The 21,190-nt window shown below is 70.0% G+C and carries 26 protein-coding genes, 1 tRNA gene and 1 pseudogene; 15 read left to right on the top strand and 13 right to left on the bottom strand.

Features of this window, described 5'->3' with window-relative positions:
- Positions 1 to 47 precede the first annotated feature (47 nt).
- The 5 genes from ACE3Q2_RS05185 to ACE3Q2_RS05165 are packed head-to-tail and all read left to right on the top strand — an operon-like array spanning position 48 to position 4,361.
- Complete coding sequence (locus ACE3Q2_RS05185; protein WP_374473264.1) at positions 48 to 1,787, top strand: glutamine--tRNA ligase/YqeY domain fusion protein; 1,740 nt, start codon at positions 48 to 50, stop codon at positions 1,785 to 1,787.
- A gap of 11 nt (positions 1,788 to 1,798) precedes the next feature.
- Positions 1,799 to 2,449 carry a type II CAAX prenyl endopeptidase Rce1 family protein gene (locus ACE3Q2_RS05180; RefSeq protein WP_374473263.1) on the top strand — a complete coding sequence of 217 codons (651 nt, stop codon included), beginning with the start codon at positions 1,799 to 1,801 and terminating at the stop codon, positions 2,447 to 2,449.
- Positions 2,450 to 2,460: 11 nt separating this feature from the next.
- On the top strand, positions 2,461 to 3,015 hold the full coding sequence (locus ACE3Q2_RS05175; protein ID WP_374473262.1) for a nucleoside deaminase: 555 nt from the start codon (positions 2,461 to 2,463) through the stop codon (positions 3,013 to 3,015).
- Positions 3,005 to 4,051, top strand: a complete 1,047-nt coding sequence (gene rlmM / locus ACE3Q2_RS05170) for a 23S rRNA (cytidine(2498)-2'-O)-methyltransferase RlmM (protein WP_374473261.1) — start codon at positions 3,005 to 3,007, stop codon at positions 4,049 to 4,051. The genes ACE3Q2_RS05175 and rlmM overlap by 11 nt, the downstream gene beginning before the upstream one ends.
- Entirely contained in the window at positions 4,041 to 4,361 is a 321-nt protein-coding gene (locus ACE3Q2_RS05165) for an EF-hand domain-containing protein (protein WP_231697264.1), read from the top strand. Before rlmM ends, ACE3Q2_RS05165 begins: the two co-directional genes overlap by 11 nt.
- Positions 4,362 to 4,380: 19 nt before the next feature.
- On the opposite strand, the gene ACE3Q2_RS05160 is transcribed toward ACE3Q2_RS05165, so the two are convergent.
- From ACE3Q2_RS05160 to rsmD, 9 genes are all read right to left on the bottom strand, one after another.
- Complete coding sequence (locus ACE3Q2_RS05160; RefSeq protein WP_231697265.1) at positions 4,381 to 4,770, bottom strand: MAPEG family protein; 390 nt, start codon at positions 4,768 to 4,770, stop codon at positions 4,381 to 4,383.
- Positions 4,771 to 4,779: 9 nt separating this feature from the next.
- Positions 4,780 to 6,186: an alkaline phosphatase PhoX gene (locus ACE3Q2_RS05155; RefSeq protein WP_374473260.1), complete on the bottom strand. Its 1,407-nt coding sequence runs from the start codon at positions 6,184 to 6,186 to the stop codon at positions 4,780 to 4,782.
- A gap of 46 nt (positions 6,187 to 6,232) precedes the next feature.
- Positions 6,233 to 6,661 (bottom strand): DUF4920 domain-containing protein, encoded by a 429-nt coding sequence (locus ACE3Q2_RS05150; RefSeq protein WP_231697267.1) that lies wholly within the window; start codon positions 6,659 to 6,661, stop codon positions 6,233 to 6,235.
- Between the two features lie 12 nt (positions 6,662 to 6,673).
- Positions 6,674 to 7,564, bottom strand: a complete 891-nt coding sequence (locus ACE3Q2_RS05145; protein WP_231697268.1) for an MBL fold metallo-hydrolase — start codon at positions 7,562 to 7,564, stop codon at positions 6,674 to 6,676.
- Between the two features lie 10 nt (positions 7,565 to 7,574).
- On the bottom strand, positions 7,575 to 9,275 hold the full coding sequence (gene ggt / locus ACE3Q2_RS05140) for a gamma-glutamyltransferase (protein WP_374473259.1): 1,701 nt from the start codon (positions 9,273 to 9,275) through the stop codon (positions 7,575 to 7,577).
- On the bottom strand, positions 9,272 to 9,532 hold the full coding sequence (locus ACE3Q2_RS05135) for a YfhL family 4Fe-4S dicluster ferredoxin (RefSeq protein ID WP_231697270.1): 261 nt from the start codon (positions 9,530 to 9,532) through the stop codon (positions 9,272 to 9,274). Before ACE3Q2_RS05135 ends, ggt begins: the two co-directional genes overlap by 4 nt.
- A gap of 61 nt (positions 9,533 to 9,593) precedes the next feature.
- Complete coding sequence (locus ACE3Q2_RS05130) at positions 9,594 to 10,100, bottom strand: hypothetical protein (RefSeq protein WP_374473258.1); 507 nt, start codon at positions 10,098 to 10,100, stop codon at positions 9,594 to 9,596.
- 26 nt (positions 10,101 to 10,126) lie between these two features.
- Positions 10,127 to 10,624, bottom strand: a complete 498-nt coding sequence (coaD, locus tag ACE3Q2_RS05125; RefSeq protein WP_231697272.1) for a pantetheine-phosphate adenylyltransferase — start codon at positions 10,622 to 10,624, stop codon at positions 10,127 to 10,129.
- A gap of 5 nt (positions 10,625 to 10,629) precedes the next feature.
- Positions 10,630 to 11,247 carry a 16S rRNA (guanine(966)-N(2))-methyltransferase RsmD gene (gene rsmD / locus ACE3Q2_RS05120; protein ID WP_374473257.1) on the bottom strand — a complete coding sequence of 206 codons (618 nt, stop codon included), beginning with the start codon at positions 11,245 to 11,247 and terminating at the stop codon, positions 10,630 to 10,632.
- 57 nt (positions 11,248 to 11,304) lie between these two features.
- On the opposite strand from rsmD, the gene ftsY reads away from it, so the two are divergent.
- From ftsY to ACE3Q2_RS05100, 4 genes are read left to right on the top strand one after another with little or no spacing between them, the layout of a single operon-like run.
- A complete protein-coding gene (gene ftsY, locus ACE3Q2_RS05115; protein ID WP_374473256.1) occupies positions 11,305 to 12,378 on the top strand; it encodes a signal recognition particle-docking protein FtsY in 1,074 nt (357 codons plus the stop codon).
- Positions 12,379 to 13,530 (top strand): hypothetical protein, encoded by a 1,152-nt coding sequence (locus ACE3Q2_RS05110; protein ID WP_374473255.1) that lies wholly within the window; start codon positions 12,379 to 12,381, stop codon positions 13,528 to 13,530.
- A complete protein-coding gene (gene mutY, locus ACE3Q2_RS05105; RefSeq protein WP_231697276.1) occupies positions 13,527 to 14,567 on the top strand; it encodes an A/G-specific adenine glycosylase in 1,041 nt (346 codons plus the stop codon). Before ACE3Q2_RS05110 ends, mutY begins: the two co-directional genes overlap by 4 nt.
- Positions 14,564 to 14,836, top strand: a complete 273-nt coding sequence (locus ACE3Q2_RS05100; RefSeq protein WP_374473253.1) for an oxidative damage protection protein — start codon at positions 14,564 to 14,566, stop codon at positions 14,834 to 14,836. The genes mutY and ACE3Q2_RS05100 overlap by 4 nt, the downstream gene beginning before the upstream one ends.
- A 6-nt stretch (positions 14,837 to 14,842) precedes the next feature.
- Here the strand turns inward: ACE3Q2_RS05100 and ACE3Q2_RS05095 are convergent, their stop codons facing one another.
- On the bottom strand, positions 14,843 to 15,313 hold the full coding sequence (locus ACE3Q2_RS05095) for a DUF6491 family protein (protein ID WP_374473251.1): 471 nt from the start codon (positions 15,311 to 15,313) through the stop codon (positions 14,843 to 14,845).
- 191 nt (positions 15,314 to 15,504) lie between these two features.
- Between ACE3Q2_RS05095 and ACE3Q2_RS05090 the strand changes: the two genes are divergently transcribed.
- Positions 15,505 to 15,580 (top strand) — tRNA-Phe (locus tag ACE3Q2_RS05090).
- 14 nt (positions 15,581 to 15,594) lie between these two features.
- Here ACE3Q2_RS05090 and ACE3Q2_RS05085 read toward each other — a convergent pair.
- The 3 genes and pseudogenes from ACE3Q2_RS05085 to ACE3Q2_RS05075 form a co-directional block, all read right to left on the bottom strand.
- Positions 15,595 to 15,810, bottom strand: a pseudogene (locus tag ACE3Q2_RS05085) (tyrosine-type recombinase/integrase); the annotation flags it as partial.
- 301 nt (positions 15,811 to 16,111) lie between these two features.
- Positions 16,112 to 17,020, bottom strand: a complete 909-nt coding sequence (locus ACE3Q2_RS05080; protein WP_374473249.1) for a hypothetical protein — start codon at positions 17,018 to 17,020, stop codon at positions 16,112 to 16,114.
- A 34-nt stretch (positions 17,021 to 17,054) separates the two neighbouring features.
- On the bottom strand, positions 17,055 to 17,201 hold the full coding sequence (locus tag ACE3Q2_RS05075) for a hypothetical protein (protein ID WP_374473247.1): 147 nt from the start codon (positions 17,199 to 17,201) through the stop codon (positions 17,055 to 17,057).
- A 72-nt stretch (positions 17,202 to 17,273) separates the two neighbouring features.
- On the opposite strand from ACE3Q2_RS05075, the gene ACE3Q2_RS05070 reads away from it, so the two are divergent.
- From ACE3Q2_RS05070 to ACE3Q2_RS05050, 5 genes are all read left to right on the top strand, one after another.
- Positions 17,274 to 17,822, top strand: a complete 549-nt coding sequence (locus tag ACE3Q2_RS05070) for a DUF2058 domain-containing protein (RefSeq protein WP_374473245.1) — start codon at positions 17,274 to 17,276, stop codon at positions 17,820 to 17,822.
- 11 nt (positions 17,823 to 17,833) lie between these two features.
- Positions 17,834 to 18,169: a hypothetical protein gene (locus tag ACE3Q2_RS05065; RefSeq protein WP_374473243.1), complete on the top strand. Its 336-nt coding sequence runs from the start codon at positions 17,834 to 17,836 to the stop codon at positions 18,167 to 18,169.
- 70 nt (positions 18,170 to 18,239) lie between these two features.
- On the top strand, positions 18,240 to 18,770 hold the full coding sequence (locus tag ACE3Q2_RS05060; protein WP_374473241.1) for a lipocalin family protein: 531 nt from the start codon (positions 18,240 to 18,242) through the stop codon (positions 18,768 to 18,770).
- A gap of 73 nt (positions 18,771 to 18,843) precedes the next feature.
- Positions 18,844 to 19,308 carry a hypothetical protein gene (locus tag ACE3Q2_RS05055; protein WP_374473239.1) on the top strand — a complete coding sequence of 155 codons (465 nt, stop codon included), beginning with the start codon at positions 18,844 to 18,846 and terminating at the stop codon, positions 19,306 to 19,308.
- Positions 19,309 to 19,327: 19 nt separating this feature from the next.
- Positions 19,328 to 21,118 (top strand): acyl-CoA dehydrogenase C-terminal domain-containing protein, encoded by a 1,791-nt coding sequence (locus ACE3Q2_RS05050; protein ID WP_374473237.1) that lies wholly within the window; start codon positions 19,328 to 19,330, stop codon positions 21,116 to 21,118.
- Positions 21,119 to 21,190: the final 72 nt, after the last annotated feature.

The following is a 21,190-nucleotide window of genomic DNA, read 5'->3' as shown; positions in this document are numbered from 1 at the left end:
CGCCCCGAGCCGGTAAACTAACGGCCTTCCCACGCCCCTCCGGACGCATGACCGCCACCCCCGCCCCCGCCGACGCCACCGCGCCGGAAAAGAACGACTTCATCCGCCAGATCGTCCGCGAGGACCTGGCCTCCGGCAAGCATGCGTCCATCCGCACCCGGTTCCCGCCCGAGCCCAACGGCTACCTGCACATCGGCCACGCCAAGTCGATCTGCCTGAACTTCGGCATCGGCCGCGAGTTCGGCGGCCCCGTGAACCTGCGCTTCGACGACACCAACCCGGCCAAGGAAGACCCCGAGTACGTCGAGGCCATCAAGGAGGACGTGCGCTGGCTGGGCTTCGAATGGGCCGAGCTGCGCCACGCCTCCGACTACTTCGAGGTGTTCTACCGCGCCGCGCTCAAGCTGGTGGAGGACGGCAAGGCCTATGTCTGCGACCTCGACGCCGAGCAGGTGCGCGCCTACCGCGGCACGCTCACCGAGCCGGGCCGCAATTCGCCCTTCCGCGAGCGCAGCGTCGAAGAGAACCTCGACCTGTTCCGGCGCATGCGCGCCGGCGAGTTCCCGGACGGCGCCCGCACCCTGCGCGCCAGGATCGACATGGCCAGCGGCAACATCAACCTGCGCGACCCGGCCATCTACCGCATCAAGCACGTGCCGCACCAGAACACCGGCGACGCCTGGCCGATCTACCCGATGTACGACTACGCGCACTGCCTGTCGGACGCGCTCGAGGGCATCACCCATTCGCTGTGCACGCTCGAGTTCGAGGACCACCGCCCGCTGTACGACTGGTTCGTGGACCACGTGGACCTGGTGCGCAACCCGCACCTGTACCAGCCGCTGGTGGACGCCGGCTTCAGCGTGCCCGCCGCCAAGCCGCGCCAGATCGAATTCTCGCGCCTGAACATCAACTACACCGTGATGAGCAAGCGCAAGCTGCTGGCGCTGGTGCAGGAAGGCCTGGTGGCCGGCTGGGACGACCCGCGCATGCCCACCCTGCAGGGCCTGCGCCGCCGCGGCTGCCCGCCGGCGGCGCTGCGCCTGCTGGCCGACCGCATCGGCATCAGCAAGCAGAACTCGCTCATCGACTTCTCGGTGCTCGAAGGCTGCATCCGCGAAGTGATGGATTCCGCCAGCCCGCGCCGCATGGCGGTGGTCGAGCCGCTCAGGCTCGTCATCACCAACCTGCCGGAAGGCCATGCCGAAGCGCTGCGATTCGCCAACCATCCCAAGGACGCCAGCTTCGGCGAGCGCGAAGTGCCGTTCTCGCGCGAGCTGTGGATCGAGCGTGAGGACTTCATGGAAGTGCCGCCCAAGGGCTTCCACCGCCTGGTGCCTGGCGGCGAAGTGCGCCTGCGCGGCGTCGGCATCGTGAAGTGCGACGAGGTGGTGAAGGACGGCGATGCCGTGCTGGAAGTGCGCTGCACGCTCGACCCCGACACCCGCCCCGGCCTGCCGGGCGCCGACCGCAAGGTGAAGGGCACCATCCACTGGGTCAGCGCCGCGCACGCGGTGGCCGCCGAGGTGCGCCTGTACGACCGCCTGTTCTCGGTGCCCGACCCGGACAAGGACGAAGCCGGCAAGACCTACCGCGACTACCTCAACCCGGCCTCCGTGCGCGTCGTGCGCGGCTGGGTGGAACCCTCGGCCGCCGCGCTGGCGCCGGAGGACAGCGTGCAGTTCGAGCGCCTCGGTTATTTCACCGCCGACCGCCGCGACCACGCGCCCGGCGCGCCGGTGTTCAACCGCACCGTCACCCTGCGCGACACCTGGGGCGGCAAGTGACCGATGCGGCCATGCGCGCGCGCTGGCCGTGGCCACTGGCCCTGCTGGCCTTCGCCGCCATCGGCGCGCTGTGGCTGGTGCCGGGGCTGTCCTTTCCCTGGCGCGGCGGCCTGGTGGCGCTGGCGGTGCTGGCCGCCACCTGGGCCGAATACCGCAGCCTGGGCCCGCTGGGCCTGGCCTGGCCCTGGCCGCGGCGCACGCTGGCCTGGATGCTCGGCGCGTTCGTGGTGCTAGAACTGGTGATGGACCTGCTGGTGCAGCCCGGCATCGCCGCCGCCACCGGCGAGCCCACCGACTACTCCGCGTTCGCGGCGCTGCAGGGCAACACGCCCACCACGCTGCGCTACCTCGCCGGCATGTGGCTCAGCGCCGCGCTGGCCGAGGAGCTGTACTACCGCGGCCAGGTCTTCCTGCTGGCCGACCGCCTGCCGGCCGCGGCACGCGCGCCGGTGGCGGTGCTGGGCGGCGCCCTTCTGTTCGCCGCGCCGCACGCCTACCAGGGGCTGTCGGGCCTGCTGGTCACGTTCGCCTTCGGCCTGGCCTTCGCCGGCGTCTTCCTGCTTTCCGGCCGGAACCTGTGGGTCACCATCGGCGCGCACGGGCTGGTGGATACGCTGTTCCTGCTCCTGGCCTACACCGGCGGCCTTTCCTGGTACGCCTGACGGTGACTTCGATGATCTACGCCCAGCTCCACCTCACCCTGCCCGCCTGGATCCACGACGAAGTGGACGCCAGCCGCAGCTACCCGGGCACGGAAGAAAAGGTGGCGCTGGCCATCCAGCTCTCGCGCCGCAACGTCGACCACCGCAGCGGCGGCCCCTTCGGCGCGGCCGTGTTCAGTGGCGACCGGCTGGTGGGCGTGGGCGTGAACCGCGTGGTGCCGCACAACTGCTCGGCCGCGCACGCCGAGGTGATGGCGCTGGCCACCAGCCAGCAGCGTCTGCAGAGCTACCGCCTCAACCAGGCCGGCGAGCGCATCACCCTGGCCACCTCGGCCCAGCCGTGCTCGATGTGCTACGGCGCGGTGGTGTGGGCCGGCATCGACGAATTGCTCATCGCCGCCCGCGCCGACGACGTGCAGGACCTGGCCGGCTTCGACGAAGGCCCGCTGCCCGCCGACTGGAAGGGCGAACTCGAGAAGCGCGGCATCGCCGTGCACACCGACCTGATGCGGGACCACGCCCGCGACGTGCTGCGCGACTACGGGGAGAGCGGCGTTGTCTACTGAGGGCCTGCTGGCCTATTGCCGCCCGGGCTTCGAGCCCGAACTCGCCGCCGAGCTGGGCGAACGCGCCGCCGCGGCCGGCTTCCACGGCTACGCGCGCGCCGAGCGCAACACCGGCTACGTGCAGTTCCTGGGCGTGGAGGACGGCGCCGCGCTGTCGCGCGCCCTGCCCTGGTCGACGCTGATCTTCGCGCGGCAGAAGCTGCGCCTGTTCGCCGACCTGCCCGGCCTGGACCCGAAGGACCGCATCGCGCCGATCATGGACGCGCTGGGCGGCCGCGGCCGCCACGGCGAGGTGTGGGTGGAGCACCCCGATTCCGACGAAGGCAAGCAGCTGGCCGGCCTGGCCCGCGCGCTGGGCAACGCCCTGCGCCCGGCGCTGCGCCAGCGCGGCATGGTGACCGACAAGGACGACCCGCGCCTGCCCCGCCTGCACGTGCTGCTGCTGGCCGGCAACCACGCCCTGCTCGGCAGCGCCGACCCGAAGGACGCCTCGCCCTGGCCGCTGGGCGTTCCGCGCCTGCGCGCCCACGCCGACGCGCCCAGCCGCTCCGCGCTCAAGCTCGAGGAGGCGCTGATGTGCCTGCTCACGCCGCAGGAGCGCGAGGAATTCCTGCAGCCCGGCATGAACGCCGCCGACCTGGGCGCCGCGCCGGGCGGCTGGAGCTGGGTGCTGGCGCGCCGGCACATCCGCGTGGCCGCCATCGACAACGGCCCGCTGGCGCAGAGCGCGCTCGACACCGGCGTGATCGAACACATCCGCGCCGACGGCTTCCGCTGGCAGCCGCCGAAGCCGCTGGACTGGATGGTCTGCGACATGGTCGAGTCGCCGGCCAAGGTGGCCGACCGCATGGCCACCTGGTTCCGCGAGGGCTGGTGCAAGCGCGCCATCTTCAACCTCAAGCTGCCGATGAAGAAGCGCTGGGACGAGACCCGCGACTGCCTGCAGCACTTCGTCGACCACGCCGGCCGGCCGCTGACGCTGCGCGCCAAGCAGCTCTACCACGACCGCGAGGAAATCACGGTCTATGCGGGCTAGCCTGCTCGCGCTGCTGCTGGCCCCGGGCCTGGCCGCGGCGCAGGCCGGCGATTATTTCGCGCGCGTCGACCTGGACGGCGACGGCCGCGTGTCGCGACACGAATTCCTCGAGCGCATGAGCTTCGCCTTCCGGCAGATGGACGCCAATGGCGACGACGTGCTGGAGCCGCACGAGCAGCACCTGCCCGACGCCGGCACGATCACGCTTGCCCAGCACCACGAGCGCTTCGGCGCGCAGTTCCGGCGCCAGGACGCCGACGGCGACGGCTACCTCAGCCGCGCCGAACTGCTCGCCCCGCCCCGCCGCTGAAGCCGCTCCTACAGGTAAATCAGAGCAGCGGCTGCAGGTAACCGACGATGGCGAAGATCGACATCGCCACCATCAGCAGCAGCGTGAGCAGCGTGCCGATGAAACGGCCCGGGCTGCTGCCGGCGCTGCGGCTCAGGCCCCAGGCGTGCAGCAGGCGCGACACCAGCAGGGTGGCGCCGAAGCCGTGGATGACCGGGTCGGGATAACCATTGAGCTCCATGCCGCCGAGCAGCAGCAGCGCCAGCGGCAGGTATTCCACCGCATTGGCGTGCGCGCGGACGCGGCGGTTGAGTTCGCCGTGGCCGCCGTCGCCCAGGCCCACCTTGAACTTCACCCGGTAGGCCATGACACGCCCGGCCAGTACCAGGACCAGCAGGGTGCAGAGCGCGGCGTACAGCAGGGTGATCATCGGCGTTCCTCAGATGAGGCCGGGTTTCCAGGGGCCGGTGATGGCCACGGTGAAACCCGGCTCGTAGACGTTGGCGAACAGCCATTGTCCGTCGGGCGAGAAGCAGGCGCCAGCCCATTCTTCCTCGCGGAAATCGCCGTCGAAGCCGCGGAAGCCGTCGAGCACCACGTTGTTGCGGCAGAACTCGAACAGCCCGCCGTCGCCGGTCATGCCGTACAGACGCTGCACCGGCTGCTCCGAGTCCTCGCAGATCACCAGCCCGCCGCGCGGGCTGAGGATGATGTTGTCGGGGTAGTCGAGCACCTTGCGCGAGGGCGATTCGAACACCAGCTCCAGCGTCTCCTCGCCCGGGCGGTAGCACCACAGCTGGCCGCAGCCCGCGTTGCCGCCGCTGGTGGAGGTGAAGAACACGCGGCCATCGCCGACGATGACGCCTTCGAGGCGCGTGAACAGCGAGGCGCCGTTGGCCACGCCCTGGCGCGACAGGCCGGCCGGGCCGCCCTGCGAATCCCGTCCCTGCTCCGGGTGTTCGATGTCCACCCAGCGCACCTTGAACACCTCGCCCATCCGGCGGCCGGTGCGCAGGTCGGGCACGCCCTCGGCCCTGAGCATCTGCAACCGCCCGCCGCGCAGCAGTTCGCCCGGCTTCGCGGGCAGGAAGCGGTAGAAGCCGGCCTCGGGCTCGTGGTCTTCGGTGAGGTAGACGATGCCGGTGGCGGGGTCGACCGAGGCCGCCTCGTGCTTCATCTGGCCCAGGCCCAGCAGCGGCTCGGGCCTCGCCAGTCCGTGCGCGGGCACTTCGAACACGAAGCCGTGGCTGCGCGCCAGCCGGCGGAAGGCGTTGTCGCCGAAGCGCACGCGGTCGCCGGCGTCGGAAACGATTTCCTCGCACGACAGCCAGCTGCCCCAGGGCGTGGTGCCGCCGGCGCAGTTCACCAGCGTGCCCGAGAGCGAAGGCCGCGCCTCGAGCAATTCGCCGCGCGCGGTGTCGAAGCGAAGGGTGACCGTGCCGCCGGCGCAGTCCGGGTCGTAGGTGGCCTCGGCCGGCGCGAAGCTGCCGACCTGCTGGTACTTCACCTCGTGGTTGCGCACCAGGGTGACCACGCCGCCCTCGGCGCCCAGCACGCCCATGCCGTCGTGCTTGCCCGGGCAGGGCCGGCCGTCGGACAGCGCCTGGCCTTCCCAGCCGAACGTGGTGTAGCTGAATCCCTGCGGCAGCTGCAGCAGCGGCAGCCCGGTGGCCTGGTCCTTCACCGGCGCCAGCGGGCCATAACCCGGGTGCTCCAGCGACGTGTGGCCGGCCTGCGCGAGCAGCCGGCCCACCGGGCTCAGGCCAAGCGCGGCGGCCCCGAGGCCAAGGCAGCCCTGCAGCAGGCGGCGGCGGGAAATCAGCGGCGTGTCGTCATGGAAACTCATGGTCTTGCCTGGCATGGACGACCGCTGATTACAGCAGCCGCCTGTATCACTCCTGTGACGGCGCGGCGCCAGGCAGGCTGATGGAGGTGGCGACGATGCGCAGCTCGCGCGCGGCCGGCGCCTTGGCGCCATCGTCCTCGACCAGGTGCCGGGCGTGCTCCTCGGTGATGGGCTCTTCCTCGAGCACGCCATAGGCAATGGCCGGGCCGCTGGCATCCTTCGGCACCGCGAAGCCATGGTCCTTGGCCATCACGCGGGCGCTGTGGCCGTCCTGCTCCATCACCACCCAGCAGCCCTGCTTCTGGCAGACCTCGGTGATGCGGCCGCTGAACTTGCCGGGCTTGCCGGCGTAGTCGGCCGGGTTCGCGGCGGCGGTGGCGATGGCCACGGCCTCGCCTTCCGGCATGGGCTCGCCGTAGTCGGCGGCCAGGGCCAGCGGGCTCAGGAACAGCAGGGTCGGAAGCAGCAGGCGCATGGTGTCGGGTCCTCAGGCGGCCAGGGAACGGGCCGCCAGCGCGGCGACCTCGTGGGTGGTGGTGAACTTGCCTTTCGCGTCCTTCGCCAGCTGGGCCAGGGCGCAGCCGGGGTCGTGGGTGAAATAAAGGTGCACGTTGCGCGCCAGCTTGTCTTCCAGGAACACGCGCTTTTCGTCGATGAGCATTTCCGGGAAGCGGTCGTAGCCCATGGTGATGGGCACGTGCACCCAGGGCCGGCCGGGGATCAGGTCGGCGCAGAACACCAGGCCGCCGTGCGCCTGGCCGTCGGCGCCGGGCGCGCCGCAGATCTCGGCCAGCATCAGGCCGGGCGTGTGGCCCTGGCTGAAGTGGAAGCGCACGCTGTCGCCGAGCGCCGCGCAGCGGTCTCCCGACACCAGCTCCAGCCGGCCGCTGGCTTCGAGCAGGCCGGTGAGTTCGGGAATGAAGCTGGCGCGGTCGCGCGGGTGCGGGTTGAGCGCGCGCTGCCAGTGCTCGGCGCCCACCACGAAGGTGGCGTTCGGGAACAGCAGCTCGGGGCCATGGCCTTCGCGCCAGGGCGCCAGCAGGCCGCCGGCGTGGTCGAAGTGCAGGTGGCTGAGCACCACCACGTCCACGTCCTCGTGCGAGAAGCCGGCCTCGGCCAGCGAATCGAGCAGCACGTGGCGCGACTCCACCACGCCGTAGCGTTCGCGCAGCTTCGGCTCGAAGAACGCGCCGATGCCGGTTTCGAACAGCACCGTCTTGCCGTTGAGCGGGCTGGCGAGCAGCGCGCGGCAGGCCAGGTCGATGCGGTTGGCGTCGTCGGGCGGCGACCACTGCGCCCACATGGCGCGCGGCGCGTTGCCGAACATGGCGCCGCCGTCGAGGCGCTGCGAGTTGCCGAGGATGGACCAGAGCTTCATGGCGGGCTCCTTATCGGTAGACCGAGGCTTCGCTGGACGAACCCTTGCCCACGCCCTTCCAGCGCGGGTCGGTGCCGGCTTCCACTTCGCCGGTGGCGCGGTTCCACAGCACCACCTGCATGTTGCCCCAGGGGCGGTCGGCCAGCTCGATGGCATGGCCGCGCGCCTTGAGCGCCTCGATTTCGGATTCGGTGAAGGCGCCCGGCTCGGCCGAGATCGCATCGGGCAGGTACTGGTGGTGGTAGCGCGGGGCGTCGGCGGTGGCCTGCGCGCCCTTGCCGTCGAGCAGTTCCAGCACGCCCAGCAGGACCATGGTGGTGATGCGGCTGCCACCCGGCGTGCCGAGCACCGCGGTGCGCTCCGGGCCGATCACGAAGGTCGGGGTCATCGACGACAGCGGCCGCTTGCCCGGCGCGATGGCGTTGGCGTCCTCGCCCACCAGGCCGAAGGCGTTGGGCACGCCCGGCTTCACCGAGAAGTCGTCCATCTCGTTGTTGAGCAGGAAGCCGGTGCCCGGCACCACCACCGCGTTGCCGTAGGGCAGGTTCACGGTCTGGGTGACGGCGGCCAGGTTGCCCTCGGCGTCGACGATGGAGAAGTGCGTGGTGTCGGGGCGCAGCGGCGTGGCGTTGACGCCGGGCAGCAGGTCGCTGGGCGTGGCCTTGTCCGGGTGGATCGAGGCGCGCAGGCCGGCGGCGTAGTCCTTGCCGGTGAGCATGGCCACCGGCGCCTGCACGAAGTCCGGGTCGCCCAGGTAGAGCGCGCGGTCGCGGTAGGCGCGGCGCATGGCTTCCACGGTGAGGTGGGTGCGTTCGACCTTGCCCAGGCGCGGGTAGTCGTAGCCTTCGAGCACGTTGAGGATGGTGGCCAGGGCCACGCCACCCGAGGACGGCGGCGGCGCGGTGACGATGTCGTGGCCGCGGTGGCTCAGGCGCAGCGGCGCGCGTTCGACCACGGCGTATCCGGCCAGGTCGCGTTCGCTCCAGATGCCGCCGGCGGCGCGCACGCCCTTCGCCAGCTTCCGCGCGTACGCACCATGGTAGAAGCCGCGCGCGCCCTGCGACGCCAGCAGCTCGAGCGTGCGGGCGTAGTCCTCGTTGCGCATCAGCGTGCCCTCGGCGGGCACCTGGCCGTTGCGCAGGAAGAGCTTCGCGGCGGCCGGGCTGCGCGCCAGCACGTCGCGGCGCCAGCCGAGCATGGCGGCGTTCTTCGGGCCGAAGCGCCAGCCCTCGCGGGCCAGTCGGATGGCCGGCGCCAGTGATTTCGACAGCGGCAGGCGGCCGTACTTCGCCGCCAGGTGGTCCAGCGCCGCGGGCATGCCGGGAATGGCCGCGGCCAGGGCGCCATTCACCGACTTGTCGCGGTCGGCGTTGCCGGCGGCGTCGAGGTACATGTCGCGGGTGGCGGCCAGCGGCGCGCGTTCGCGGGCGTCCACGAACACGTCGCGGCCGTCCTTCGCCACGTGCAGCAGCAGGAAGCCGCCGCCGCCCAGGCCCGAGCTTTCCGGCTCCACCAGGCCCAGCGTGGCGCTGACCGCGATGGCGGCGTCGAAGGCGTTGCCGCCCATGGCCAGCACTTCCATGCCGGCGTCGGTGGCGTAGGCGTTGGCGCTGGCGATGCCGGCCTGGGCCGGGCGTTCGGCGCGCGCGGGCGCGTCGGCGTGGGCCAGCGGCGCGAGCAGCAGCAGGCCGATCAACAGCAGGCGGGTCATGCGGCGGATTGTCCTCGGGTGAGCGCGTGGTACTTGGCGAGCAGCTGCTCGCGCGTTTCCGGGTTGCCGGGGTCGAGGTCGATGCACTCCACCGGGCAGACGACCACGCACTGGGGTTCGTCGAAATGACCCACGCACTCGGTGCACAGGTTCGGGTCGATTTCGTAGATGGTCTCGCCCTGGCTGATCGCGGTGTTCGGACAGGCCGGGGCGCAGACGTCGCAGTTGATGCAGAGGGTGTTGATCAGCAGGGACATGGCGGGCGTCCCGGCCGTTCGCGGGAACCCGCCGCGGGGGCGGGTTCCCGGCGGGCCAGGCTTACTTGGCCTCGACGAAGATGTACTTGGCGCCGGCGGCCTCGACGGCGGCCTTCACGCGCTCGTTGTCGGCGGCGGCGCCGATGAACAGCACCTGCGAACCCTTGAGGGCGTTCGGCTCGGCGCCGGTGAAGGCGGTGACGATCAGGTCGGCCATCTTGGCGCTGTCGGGCGAGCCGAAGGCCAGCATGTTGCCCGGCAGCACGGTGCGCTGCACGACGGCGGCCACGTTCTCGAGCTGGCGGTCGTACATGGTCTTGCCGTCCTGGTCGCCTTCGGCCGGGGTGCTGGCGTTCATCGGCAGGTAGTACGGGAAGACGCGGTCGGTCACGCCGGCCTGGTTGCGGGCCACGACCTGGCCGAGGTAGTCCTTCCAGGCCATGTCGTCGGAGCCGGCCGGCGCCACCAGCGCGGCGGGTTCGGCGGGCTTGGCTTCCTCGGCCTTCTGGCAGGCGGAAAGCAGCAGGGCGGAGAGCAGCAGGGCGGCGGGAGCGAGAGCACGGGTCATGGCGGTACCTCTTTTGTGTGTTGGGCTTAGGAACGCTTCCACCGGGCGGCCAGGGCCTGCGCGACGGCCGGGTGCACGAACCCGGAGACGTCGCCGCCGAGCCGCGCAACCTCGCGCACCAGGCTGGAAGAAATGAAGCTGTGTTGTTCGGCGGGCGTCAGGAACAGCGTTTCGACGTCCGGGATCAGGTGGCGGTTCATGCTGGCCATCTGGAATTCGTATTCGAAGTCGGACACCGCGCGCAGGCCGCGCAGCAGCACGCCGGCGCCCATGTCATGGACGAAGTGGGCCAGCAGCGAATGGAAGCCGACCACCTCGACGTTGGCGTGGCCATCCAGGGCGATGCGCGCCAGCTCGACGCGCTGCTCCAGCGGCAGGGCCGGGCCCTTGCCGGGGCTTTCGGCGATGCCCACGATCACCTTGTCGAACAGCGGCGCGGCCCGGGCGACCAGGTCGATGTGTCCGTTGGTGATGGGATCGAACGTGCCGGGATAAACCGCGACGCGGGTTCGGGCCAGGCTCATGCCGATCAGTCGCCCTGCGGGGTGGATTCGGCCTGAAGTGTAGCAGCGGAATCCGGCGCCGGCCCCCCTTCCGCCCGCAACAGCGCATATCGCACCTCGCGGGTGCGGCCCTCGCGGTGCGGCAGCCAGCCCGGGGGCAGCGAAGGCGCCACGTTCTGCGGCGTTTCGACGTAGATCCACGCCCCGGGCGCCAGCCACGGGCCCAGCGCGGCGGCCGCGGATTCCCACAGGCCGGCCTCGAAGGGCGGGTCCAGGAAGACCAGGTCGAAGGCCTGGTCCGGGCTGCGCCGCAGCCAGGCCAGGGCGTCGGCGGTGTCCACGGCCACGCGGGTGGCCTTGAGCCGGGTGGCGCTGTCGCGAAGGGCCTGGGCCAGGCCGGGGTCGCGTTCGACCAGCCGCACCGTGGCCGCGCCGCGCGAGGCGGCCTCGAAGCCCAGCGCGCCGGTGCCCGCGAACAGGTCCAGCACCCGCGCCCCCGGCAGCTTCGGCTGCAGCCAGTTGAACAGGGTCTCGCGCACCCGGTCCGAGGTGGGGCGCAGGCCCGGCCGGTCGGGCACGGGCAGCTTCGAGCCGCGCAGCTGGCCGGCGATGATCCGGACGGTGCCGGGAGGGCGCGGGTTCATCGGGGAGGCAAGGGGCCGGGTGGTAAGATTCCGGCCATTGTCCGCGAAAGCAGCGCGATGTTCGATTTCCTGAAGAAGAAGCCCGAGAAACCCGAGCCGGCCAAGCCCGCCGCGGCCCCCGCACGCTCCGGTTTCAGCCCCGACGACCTGGCCCGCGCCTTCACCGTGCACCAGGAGGAAAAGGCCGCCCGCGCCGAAGCCGAGCGCGCCGAGGGTCGCGAGGCCATGAAGGGCGTGCTGGGCGGCAGCCTGTTCGCGCGCAGCCTGGGCGGGCTGTTCTCGCGCAACCCAAGGCTCGACGAGGACCTGCTCGACGAGATCGAAACCGCCCTGATCGGCGCCGACGTGGGCGTGACCGCCACCACCGAGATCGTCGAGCGCATGCGCAAGCGCATGAAGGCGCGCGACTTCGCCGACGCCCAGGCCCTGCTCACCGCCCTGCGCAACGACCTGCTGGCCATGCTCAAGCCGGTGGCCAAGCCGCTCGAGATCGACCCGGCCGCCAAGCCCTTCGTCATCCTCACCGTGGGCGTGAACGGCGTCGGCAAGACCACCACCATCGGCAAGCTGGCGCGGCGCTTCCAGCTCGACGGCCACAGCCTGATGCTGGCCGCCGGCGACACCTTCCGCGCCGCCGCGGTGGAACAGCTCAAGATCTGGGGCGAACGCAACAACGTGGCCGTGATCGCCCAGGGCCAGGATGCCGACCCGGCCTCGGTGGCCTTCGACGGCCTGCAGGCCGCCAAGGCGCGCGGCATGGACATCCTGATCGCCGACACCGCCGGCCGCCTGCACACCCAGCAGGGCCTGATGGCCGAGCTGGGCAAGATCCGCCGCGTGCTGGCCAAGCTCGACGAACGCGCGCCGCACGAGGTGCTGCTGGTGATCGACGGCACCACCGGCCAGAACGCGCTCAACCAGCTGCGCCAGTTCCACGCCGCCGTGCGCGTGACCGGCCTGGTGGTGACCAAGCTCGACGGCACCGCCAAGGGCGGCGTGGTGTTCGCGCTGGCGCGTGAATTCGGCCTGCCGATCCGCTTCATCGGCCTGGGCGAGAAGCCCGAGGACCTGCGCGTGTTCGACCCGGAAGGATTCGTCGACGCGCTGCTGCCCGGCACGCTCGGGGCCTGAATGGGCACGGCGCCGCGCAAGCGCCGCTGGCCGCTCTGCCTCGCGGTGCTGGCCGTGGCGTTGCTGCTGGGCGCCTGGTGGGTGAACCGCGCGCTCGAACCGCAGCACCTGGCCGCCACCGTGCTGGCCAGCGTGGGTGAGTCGCAGGGCCTGGAGATCAGCTTCACCGGCACGCCCGAATACGCGCTACGCCCCGAGCCACGCCTGCTGCTGGAAGGCGTGGTGGTGCGCCAGCCCGGTGCCGCCGCGCCGCTGCTCACCGCCGCCCGCGCCGAAGTCTCCTTGCCCTGGGACACGGTGCTGGGCGAAGGCCCGGTGGTCATCACCCGCATCGAACTTCAGCAGCCCGCGCTCGACCTGGCGGCGCTCGACGCCTGGCTGTCCACGCGCCCCGACACCGGGCCGGCCGAAATGCCCACGCTCACCCGCGGCCTTCACCTTACGGCCGGCACCGTGCAGGGCGATGGCTGGCGCCTGCAGGCGCTGTCGGTGGACCTGCCGGCGCTGGCGCCGGGCAAGGCCGCGAAAGCCGACGTTTCCGGCGAATTCGTGCAAGGCGACACCACCCTGCTCTTCACCGGCCCGCTGGCCCTGGCAACCGCCGGGCTCGATTCGCCGCTGCGTTTCGAGGGCGGCGGCAAGCTGCGCAGCGGCGAACTGGACGCGCGCTGGTCGGCCACGCTCGCGGGCCGCATGGACCTGACCGGTGCCGCCAGCGTGCTCGAAATCGACGCGCTCGCTTTCAAGGGCGAATCGCCGCTGCCGGAGCTCGACGCCAGGGGCCGCCTCGCGCTCGGAGACGAACTGCTGCTGGAACTGGCCGGCCAATTGGCGAACTGGCCGGCCGACTGGCCGCCGCTGCCGGAGTCCTTTGCGTCCACGCCAATGCCTTTGGACTACGAACTGACCTACGGCGGTGCCACCGATTTCTCCACGCCGCTCAAGCTGCTCGTGTCGCGCGAAGACACGCGCCTGGATTCGCGCTTTTCGCTCACCGGCCTGCTGGCCTGGCTGGAAAACGACGGCGGCAATCCGCTCCCGCCGCTGCAGGGCACGCTCTCCACGCCCGCGCTGGTGGTCGAGGGCTTCACGCTCGAGGGCGTAGAAGTAAGGCTCTCCGAGCCCGCCGAAGACGCCGCTTCCGAAGAATGAGCCAGTTCGCGCACCGCCTGCTGCAGTGGTTCGACCGCGACGGCCGCCACGACCTGCCCTGGCAGCACCCGCGCACGCCCTACCGGGTGTGGCTGTCGGAAATCATGCTGCAGCAGACCCAGGTGCAGACCGTGATTCCCTACTACGCGCGCTTCCTGGACGCGCTGCCCACCCTGCCCGACCTGGCCGCCGCCGACACCGACCGCGTGCTGGCGCTGTGGGCGGGCCTGGGCTACTACGCCCGAGCCCGCAACCTGCACAAGGCCGCGCAGGTGTGCGTGGCCGAACACGGCGGCGACCTGCCGGCTGAGTTCGACAAGCTGGCCGCCCTGCCCGGCATCGGCCGCAGCACCGCCGGCGCCATCCTGGCGCAGGCGCACGGCCTGCGTTTCCCCATCCTCGACGGCAACGTGAAGCGCACGCTGGCGCGCTTCCACGGCATCGGCGGCTGGCCCGGCGCCTCGGCCGTGGAAAAGGCGATGTGGGAGCTGGCCGAAAACCACCTGCCGGAAACGCGGCTGGCCGACTACACCCAGGCCATCATGGATTTCGGCGCCACGCTGTGCACGCGCCACGACCCGGCCTGCATGCTCTGCCCGCTGCAGGACGACTGCGTGGCGCGCCGCGAGGGCCGCGTGGAACAGCTGCCCGAGGCCAAGCCCGGCAAGCCCCTGCCCGAACGGCGCACGCTGATGCTGCTGGTGCACGACGACGCCGACCGAATCCTGCTGGCGCGGCGCCCGGCCAAGGGCGTGTGGTCGGGGCTGTGGTCGCTGCCGGAGGCCGAAAGCCACGACGAGGCGCGCGCGTTCCTGTCCAGGCACGCGCCGGCCGCCTTCGATGCCGGCGAAGCGCTGCCGCTGATCGAACACGTGTTCAGCCACTACCGCCTGCACATCGAACCGCTGCGCTGGCGCGTGGCCGACAGCGCCGCTGAAACCGGCGACAATAACGAACTGCGCTGGCAGCCGCGCGAGCGGCTGCACGAACTGGGCCTGCCGGCCCCCGTCAAGAAACTGCTGGGAAACCTGCCATGAGCCGCACCGTGTTCTGCCAAAAGACCCAGGCCGAGGCCGAGGGCCTGCCCTTCGTGCCCTGGCCCGGCCCGCTGGGCAAGCGCGTGTTCGAGAACATCGGCCGCGAGGCCTGGCAGCAGTGGCTGGCGCACCAGACCATGCTGATCAACGAGAACCGCCTCTCGCCGATGGACCCGAAGCACCGGGCCTTCCTGGAGGCGGAGATGGAAAAGTTCCTGTTCGGCGACGGCGCCGAAAAACCCGCCGGCTACGTGCCGCCGGCGGGCTGAAGCGAATTATTCCGAGATGCCGGCGTCGCGCTCGGCCTGGCGCCAGGCCTTCACGTTGACCTCGCGCAGGTCGTCGATGCGGCAGCGCAGGCCGTTGTCACCCACCACGTAGCCGTTGCTGGTGTTGAGCGTGTCGTTGAGCACGTCGAAGCCCAGCTTCCACTCCTTTTCCAGGCGGTTGCAGGCCGGGGAGTCGCGCACGGTGACCAGCCAGGCCTTGAACGGGGTTTCCCAGACCAGCAGTTCCAGCGGGCCGACCACTTCGTAACCGTGCATCGGCACCAGGAAGCGCACGCGCGCCACCGATTCGCCGGCGTTGGCGCGCAGCAGCTCCAGGCGCTTGTCGGCCTTGCTGGCCGGGGCGGCCGGCGCCGCGGCGGTGGCGGGTTCGGTGGGCGGCTCGGCGGCTGCGGCCGGCAGGGCCAGGCCGAGGGACAGGGCGAAGGCGAGCGAAGAGAGGGCGAGGCGGGCGTTCATGGCGGTCTCCTTGGGCGATGGCCGTGCAGGGCCATGCGCCCAACCCTACTCCCGCCCGCGTGAAGCGCCCAGACACGGCCCGCCGGGCATTCAGTACGCATTTACGGCCTCCCCCGGCTTGCCTCGGCCCGCCCGCCTCGGCTATGATCTCGCGCTCGCCCGGGCCCTGCCCCGCGCGTCGCCAGACTCCTGGCCGAGTAGCTCAGTTGGTAGAGCAGGGGATTGAAAATCCCCGTGTCGGCGGTTCGATTCCGTCCTCGGCCACCATATTCTTCAAGCACTTACGAAAGCCGCACTAGTTGCGGCTTTTGTTTGTGTGTCAAAAACGTGCCATCGATGCGGCTGGCCGCGCCCCGCAGGTGATCGGCCGCCAAATGCGCGTACCGAAGCACCATCTCGTAGCTCGCCCACCCACCCAACTCCATCAGCTCTTGCAGCGGCGTTCCGTTCTGGACGTGCCAAGACGCCCAGGTGTGCCGCAGGTCGTGCCAACGAAAGCCCGCAGTGAGCTTAAGAAAGTCCGGCAACTCAACCGAGTAAGCTCCCAAGAGCAACGATGATGCGGATCAATTGCAACACTAGAGTCAGAACATCTTCCCATCGCCCATGCATAGGCCATCGCGAGGCTTGATGACCAATCCTACGATTGCGCCTGCACGTGGGACACGGCCCAAATTTTCTCTTTCCCGACTGACTTACCAAGAGCACTCCTTCCTGCCTTGTCCGATCAACCCGACCAGACTTCAGGAAGGATGTTGCTCAAGGCCCGCCATATGACGAGAGGGGGGTAAATGACACTCACCCTCGACTTTTTACCCCACTCATAACTCTCTCGAGGTACGCAGCGTTTTCTGGATTTTTCAGCCATTCGGCGCGATCCCTCTCCATCTTCAGCTTTGAAGCCTGCGCAGCGTCAAGCTTTCTACGGTGAATCTTGGACATGGCTTCGTCCACATCCCTGCGTCGAGATCCGAGAGGTTCGAACCCTTCATCTTGGAAAAGAATGTTTACTGTCGCCGCCTCAAGTGCAGGGCGTCGACTCCCGGTAAACGAGATCATGTACTTTGATACTTCAAACAGCACACTGCGCCGAAGAGCCCGAGGCCCTTTAAGTTGGCCTTGCATCGGGGGCGTCTCCGCCCACTGACGTCCAGCCGTTGCGAGCGACTCAATCGCGCTATGCAGATGCCAGACTGCGTACCGAGCACCTGCCCTCAACATCAGGCCTTCTCTTCCCTCGGGCTTTGGGCTTATCCATCCACCTTCAACGATCTGATCGAGAAATCGATCCATAAGTTGCTGAAATGGTTCATGGATTACCCTCTGCAGAGGGTCATTGATCGCGAAACCCGGCAAGTACCCGGGGACGTCCGTTGGACGAATTAGCTCCGCCAGCTCAGAAGCCTTGCTCGCAATTTTCCTGCCTACAAGACGTCGCTGGGACGAAGTCTGAACTTTTGATCCTGACAGTCTCAGCCCTTCTTCGATCGCACCGAACAACCTAAGGGCGGTGTGGCTATCGAAGTCTTCAATATGGGAAGCCAGGCTCGTCCAGAACTTAATGACATTGGGCTGTCGATGGAAGAATCTCGGCCAAGCGCTTCCATAGGTCCCCCTGTGCTTCTCAAGCCACTCGGGGAGCTGCGTTCGGCGGCCCGAATTACTAGTTGCCGATCTTGGCATTCTGGCTCGCTCCTCATTTGCCATACCTTCCTCCGAGAGGACCCGCAAGAACCCGAGTTCAGCTCATCATTGGGTCGCTGCGCACGGCGTGGGCCTGCGGGTACTTTTCCGCCAGCATCGGCCCCAGCCGGCCTTCGCCCAGCAGCGCGCGCACCTTCGCCAGCAGCGGCTCGGGGTAACCGGCAAGGTACTTCAGGGCGGTCATGGGCGGCGTGGGCGGGGCGTCGGCGGCGGGCGGAGGCTATGATGTCGCGGAATTCCCCGGCACGACAGCGAAATGGCCAAGCCCAACCCCCTCCAGGAACAGCTGCTCAAGGCCGGCCTGGCCAAGAAATCGAAGGTGGCCGAGGTGGCACGCGAGCAGCAGAAGGCGCGGCTGGGCAAGGCGCCGTCCGATTCCGCGGAAATCCAGCGCGAGGCCGAGCGCGCGCGCCTGGAGAAGGTGGAACGCGACCGCGCCCTGGAAGCCGAGCGCAAGGCCAGGGCGCGCACCGCCGAACTGGCGGCGCAGGCCCGCCAGATCATCCAGGACAAGAAGCTGCCGCGCACGGGTGAGAGCGAATACCGCTTCCCCGCCGACGGCGCCATCCGCACCGTGCTGGTGGACGACGACCAGCGCAAGCGCCTGGCCGCCGGCACGGTGGTGATCGTTCGCGCCGGCGACCGCTACGAACTGCTGCCGCGCGCCGCCGGCGAAAAAGTGCGCGAACGCGACGCCAGCCTGGTGGTGCTCGACCACGGCCAGGCCAGCGACCCCGACCCCACGAGCTCCGAGGACGACGCCTACTACGCGCAGTTCAAGGTGCCCGACGACCTCATCTGGTGAAAGGAAACCCCATGGCCATCCCGGCGGAAAAACTCGGCGAACCGCACGCGCAACTGCGCGACGCCCAGGGCAAGCTGCTCGGCGGCATCGTGTTCAAGGACGGCCAGTGGGTGCTGGGCCTGGACGGAAAGATCGTGGGCGAATCGCACAGCGCCGCGCACGTGCTGGCCATCCTCAAGCGCGCCGCCGCGCTGGCCCGCGCCGAGGGCCGCGAGGCCACGCTGGTGTTTTCCGCCACGCTGCGCGCCGCGGCGCACCAGGAAGCCGCCGCGCAGGGCCTGGATTTCGACCAGTTCCAGGAAAAGCTGGCCGCGGAAATGAACGCGCAGGCAACGCCGGGCGCCTGATCGCGCCGAATTCACGGCCTGGCGGCAAGCGCGGACGTAGCCTCGGGGCAGGTTTCCCCAGGAGCGCGCCATGGTCCGCACCCTCGTCCTGCTCACCGGCCTGCTGGCCGCCTCGCTGGCCTCGGCGCAGTCGCTCCGCGCCGTGCCCGAACTCGACCTGCAGCGCTACGCCGGCACCTGGCACGAGATCGCCCGCCTGCCCAACCGCTTCGAAGACCGCTGCGCCGGCGACATCACCGCCACCTACACGCCGCTCGAAGACGGCCGCATGCGCGTGGTGAACGCCTGCCGCAAGGCCGATGGCAGCCGCCAGTCGGTGGACGGCATGGCCCGCCGCAGCGGCGAGCGGGCCGCCGAACTGGAAGTGCGCTTCGCCCCGGCCTGGCTGTCCTTCCTGCCCTTCGTCTGGGCCGACTACTGGGTCATCGCCATCGACCGCGACTACCAGTGGGCCATCGTCGGCGAGCCCGACCGCGACTACCTGTGGTTCCTCACCCGCGAACCCACCGTGGACACCGCCACCTTCGAGTCGCTCAAGGCCCGTGCCCGCGCCCTGGGCTACGACCTGGACGAACTGGTGGTGGCGAACCCGCCGCGCTGAGCCGGGCCGCACGCGCCGGAAACGTACGGACTGGTATGCTCCGGGGGTTGCCCTGACCGGACCGGAGCCTGCCATGCGGAAACTGAGCGTCGCCCTCTCCCTGCTGCTGCTTGCCCTGCTCGCCGGATGCGCCGGCGGCCCGCCCAAGCGGGTCTACCCGCCCCAGGCCAGCCTGCAGGAGCTGCGCGTGCAGGAAGACGGCCGCTGGCTGGCCCGCATCCGCATCCAGAACTTCAGCACGGTGCCCATGCGCTTCTCGCGCCTGCAGGCCACGCTCACGGTGGGCGGCGCGGAAGCCACCCGCTTCGACTTCGACCCGGGCCTGAGCGTCGGCCCCGGCTCCACCGAAATCATCGAGCAGGCCTTCGCCCCCGCCGCCGGCCCCAAGGCCGCCGTGGAGGCCGCCCTGGCCAGCCGCCGCAGCGTGCGTTACGCGCTGGAAGGCCGCCTGGCCAGCTCCGACCCCGGCACCGACGACCCCTTCGAATACCAGAGCGCGCTCGACCCCGTCCCGGGGCTCGAGGGCGTACTGCGCTGACTTACCGAGGACCCCACGCATGAACCGCTACACCGCCCCCGTGCGCGACATGAAGTTCGCGCTCTACGACGTCATCGGCGCCGACAAGCTGTACGCGAAGCTCGGCATCGAACACGCCCAGCGCGACCTGCTCGACGCCGTGATGGAGGAAGCCGCGCGCTTCAACGAAACCGTGCTGGCGCCGCTCAACGCCGTCGGCGACGAACACGGCTGCGAGTTCGACAAGGCCACCGGCAGCGTGAAGACCCCGCCGGGCTACAAGGAGGCCTACGCGCAGTTCGTGGAAGGCGGCTGGAGCGCGCTCACCGCGCCCGAGCGCTTCGGCGGCCAGGAGCTGCCGGAAAGCTTCGGCGCCGCGCTGAAGGAAATGATCGACGCCGCCTGCCTGAGCTGGGGCAACTACCCGCTGCTCTCGCACGGCGCCACCGAGGCGCTCAAGCACCACGGCGAGGCCTGGCAGCAGGAAGTCTTCCTCAAGCCCATCATCAGCGGCCAGTGGACCGGCACCATGTGCCTGACCGAGCCGCACTGCGGCTCCGACCTGGGCCTGCTCAAGACGAAGGCCGAACCGCAGGCCGACGGCAGCTACGCCGTCACCGGCACCAAGATCTTCATCACCGGCGGCGAGCACGACTTCACCGAGAACATCGTGCACCTGGTGCTGGCGCGCCTGCCGGACGCGCCGGCGGGCACCAAGGGCATCTCGCTGTTCATCGTGCCCAAGCTGCGCACCGCGCGCGACGGCACCGTGGGCGAACGCAACGCGGTGCGCTGCGGCTCCATCGAACACAAGATGGGCATCCACGGCTCGGCCACCTGCGTGATGAACTTCGACGGCGCCCAGGGCTACCTGATCGGCCAGCCGAACAAGGGCCTCAATGCGATGTTCACCATGATGAACACCGCGCGCCTGGCCGTGGGCCTGCAGGGCCTGGCCCTGATCGACCGCAGCTACCAGAACGCGCTGGCCTACTCACGCGACCGCCTGCAGGGCCGTTCGCTTTCCGGCGCCAAGAACCCCGAGAAGCCGGCCGACCCGCTCATCGTGCACCCGGACATCCGCCGCATGCTGCTCACCTGCAAGGCGCTGGCCGAGGGCGGGCGCATGCTGGCCCTGCACGCCGCCACCCTGGTGGACGTGCTCGAACGCTCGAAGGATGAAACCGAGCGCAAGGATGCCGACACCCTGCTCGGCTTCCTCACCCCCATCGTGAAGGGCATGCTCACCGAGTGGGGCAATGAGTGCGCCTATCACGCGCTGCAGTGCTTCGGCGGCCACGGATACGTGCGCGAATGGGGCATGGAGCAGCTGGCGCGCGACGCCCGCATCACCACCATCTACGAAGGCACCACCGGCATCCAGGCGCTCGACCTGCTGGGCCGCAAGACCATGCAGCTGCAGGGCGCCGGCCTGCAGATGTTCCTGAAGATGATCCAGGAGTTCTGCACCGAGCACGCCAAGGACGCCTCGCTCACCGAGTTCGTGCTGCCGCTGGCCGAAGTGGCCAAGCAGTGGGGCGAACTGACCATGGAGGTGGGCAAGAAGGCCATGGCCAACGCCGACGAAGTGGGCGCGGCCTCGGTGGACTACCTGTTCTACTCGGGCTACGTGGCCCTGGCCTTCTGGTGGGCCAAGGCGGTGGCGGTGGCGGAAGCCGGCGACCACCCGGCCGGCTTCAAGGCGGCCAAGCGCGAAACCGCCCGCTTCTACTTCGCCCGCCTGCTGCCGCGCACCCAGGCCCATGCGGCCGCGATGCGCAGCGGCGCCGGCAACCTGCTGGGCCTGGACGCGGCGCTGTTCGACAGCTGACCGCGGCTTTTCCCTGCCCGGAAACGACGAAGCCCGCCGATTGGCGGGCTTCTTCTTTCGCCGGCCCCGGGG

Origin of the sequence: Arenimonas sp., from assembly GCF_041913985.1 — a bacterium.
In the GTDB taxonomy this organism is placed as follows: Bacteria; Pseudomonadota; Gammaproteobacteria; order Xanthomonadales; family Xanthomonadaceae; genus Arenimonas.
The sequence above is the reverse complement of the archived record's forward strand: the minus strand, read 5'-3'. Positions and strand labels throughout refer to the sequence as shown.

Bases quoted from the DNA above. Each gene is read 5' to 3' on its own strand.
- ACE3Q2_RS05185 (WP_374473264.1), top strand. From the start codon at position 48: ATGACCGCCACCCCCGCCCCCGCCGACGCCACCGCGCCGGAAAAGAAC.
- ACE3Q2_RS05180 (WP_374473263.1), top strand. From the start codon at position 1,799: ATGCGCGCGCGCTGGCCGTGGCCACTGGCCCTGCTGGCCTTCGCCGCC.
- ACE3Q2_RS05175 (WP_374473262.1), top strand. From the start codon at position 2,461: ATGATCTACGCCCAGCTCCACCTCACCCTGCCCGCCTGGATCCACGAC.
- ACE3Q2_RS05165 (WP_231697264.1), top strand. From the start codon at position 4,041: ATGCGGGCTAGCCTGCTCGCGCTGCTGCTGGCCCCGGGCCTGGCCGCG.
- ACE3Q2_RS05160 (WP_231697265.1), bottom strand. From the start codon at position 4,770: ATGATCACCCTGCTGTACGCCGCGCTCTGCACCCTGCTGGTCCTGGTA.
- ACE3Q2_RS05155 (WP_374473260.1), bottom strand. From the start codon at position 6,186: ATGAGTTTCCATGACGACACGCCGCTGATTTCCCGCCGCCGCCTGCTG.
- ACE3Q2_RS05150 (WP_231697267.1), bottom strand. From the start codon at position 6,661: ATGCGCCTGCTGCTTCCGACCCTGCTGTTCCTGAGCCCGCTGGCCCTG.
- ACE3Q2_RS05145 (WP_231697268.1), bottom strand. From the start codon at position 7,564: ATGAAGCTCTGGTCCATCCTCGGCAACTCGCAGCGCCTCGACGGCGGC.
- ggt (WP_374473259.1), bottom strand. From the start codon at position 9,275: ATGACCCGCCTGCTGTTGATCGGCCTGCTGCTGCTCGCGCCGCTGGCC.
- ACE3Q2_RS05135 (WP_231697270.1), bottom strand. From the start codon at position 9,532: ATGTCCCTGCTGATCAACACCCTCTGCATCAACTGCGACGTCTGCGCC.
- ACE3Q2_RS05130 (WP_374473258.1), bottom strand. From the start codon at position 10,100: ATGACCCGTGCTCTCGCTCCCGCCGCCCTGCTGCTCTCCGCCCTGCTG.
- coaD (WP_231697272.1), bottom strand. From the start codon at position 10,624: ATGAGCCTGGCCCGAACCCGCGTCGCGGTTTATCCCGGCACGTTCGAT.
- rsmD (WP_374473257.1), bottom strand. From the start codon at position 11,247: ATGAACCCGCGCCCTCCCGGCACCGTCCGGATCATCGCCGGCCAGCTG.
- ftsY (WP_374473256.1), top strand. From the start codon at position 11,305: ATGTTCGATTTCCTGAAGAAGAAGCCCGAGAAACCCGAGCCGGCCAAG.
- ACE3Q2_RS05110 (WP_374473255.1), top strand. From the start codon at position 12,379: ATGGGCACGGCGCCGCGCAAGCGCCGCTGGCCGCTCTGCCTCGCGGTG.
- mutY (WP_231697276.1), top strand. From the start codon at position 13,527: ATGAGCCAGTTCGCGCACCGCCTGCTGCAGTGGTTCGACCGCGACGGC.
- ACE3Q2_RS05100 (WP_374473253.1), top strand. From the start codon at position 14,564: ATGAGCCGCACCGTGTTCTGCCAAAAGACCCAGGCCGAGGCCGAGGGC.
- ACE3Q2_RS05095 (WP_374473251.1), bottom strand. From the start codon at position 15,313: ATGAACGCCCGCCTCGCCCTCTCTTCGCTCGCCTTCGCCCTGTCCCTC.
- ACE3Q2_RS05080 (WP_374473249.1), bottom strand. From the start codon at position 17,020: ATGGCAAATGAGGAGCGAGCCAGAATGCCAAGATCGGCAACTAGTAAT.
- ACE3Q2_RS05075 (WP_374473247.1), bottom strand. From the start codon at position 17,201: ATGACCGCCCTGAAGTACCTTGCCGGTTACCCCGAGCCGCTGCTGGCG.
- ACE3Q2_RS05070 (WP_374473245.1), top strand. From the start codon at position 17,274: ATGGCCAAGCCCAACCCCCTCCAGGAACAGCTGCTCAAGGCCGGCCTG.
- ACE3Q2_RS05065 (WP_374473243.1), top strand. From the start codon at position 17,834: ATGGCCATCCCGGCGGAAAAACTCGGCGAACCGCACGCGCAACTGCGC.
- ACE3Q2_RS05060 (WP_374473241.1), top strand. From the start codon at position 18,240: ATGGTCCGCACCCTCGTCCTGCTCACCGGCCTGCTGGCCGCCTCGCTG.
- ACE3Q2_RS05055 (WP_374473239.1), top strand. From the start codon at position 18,844: ATGCGGAAACTGAGCGTCGCCCTCTCCCTGCTGCTGCTTGCCCTGCTC.
- ACE3Q2_RS05050 (WP_374473237.1), top strand. From the start codon at position 19,328: ATGAACCGCTACACCGCCCCCGTGCGCGACATGAAGTTCGCGCTCTAC.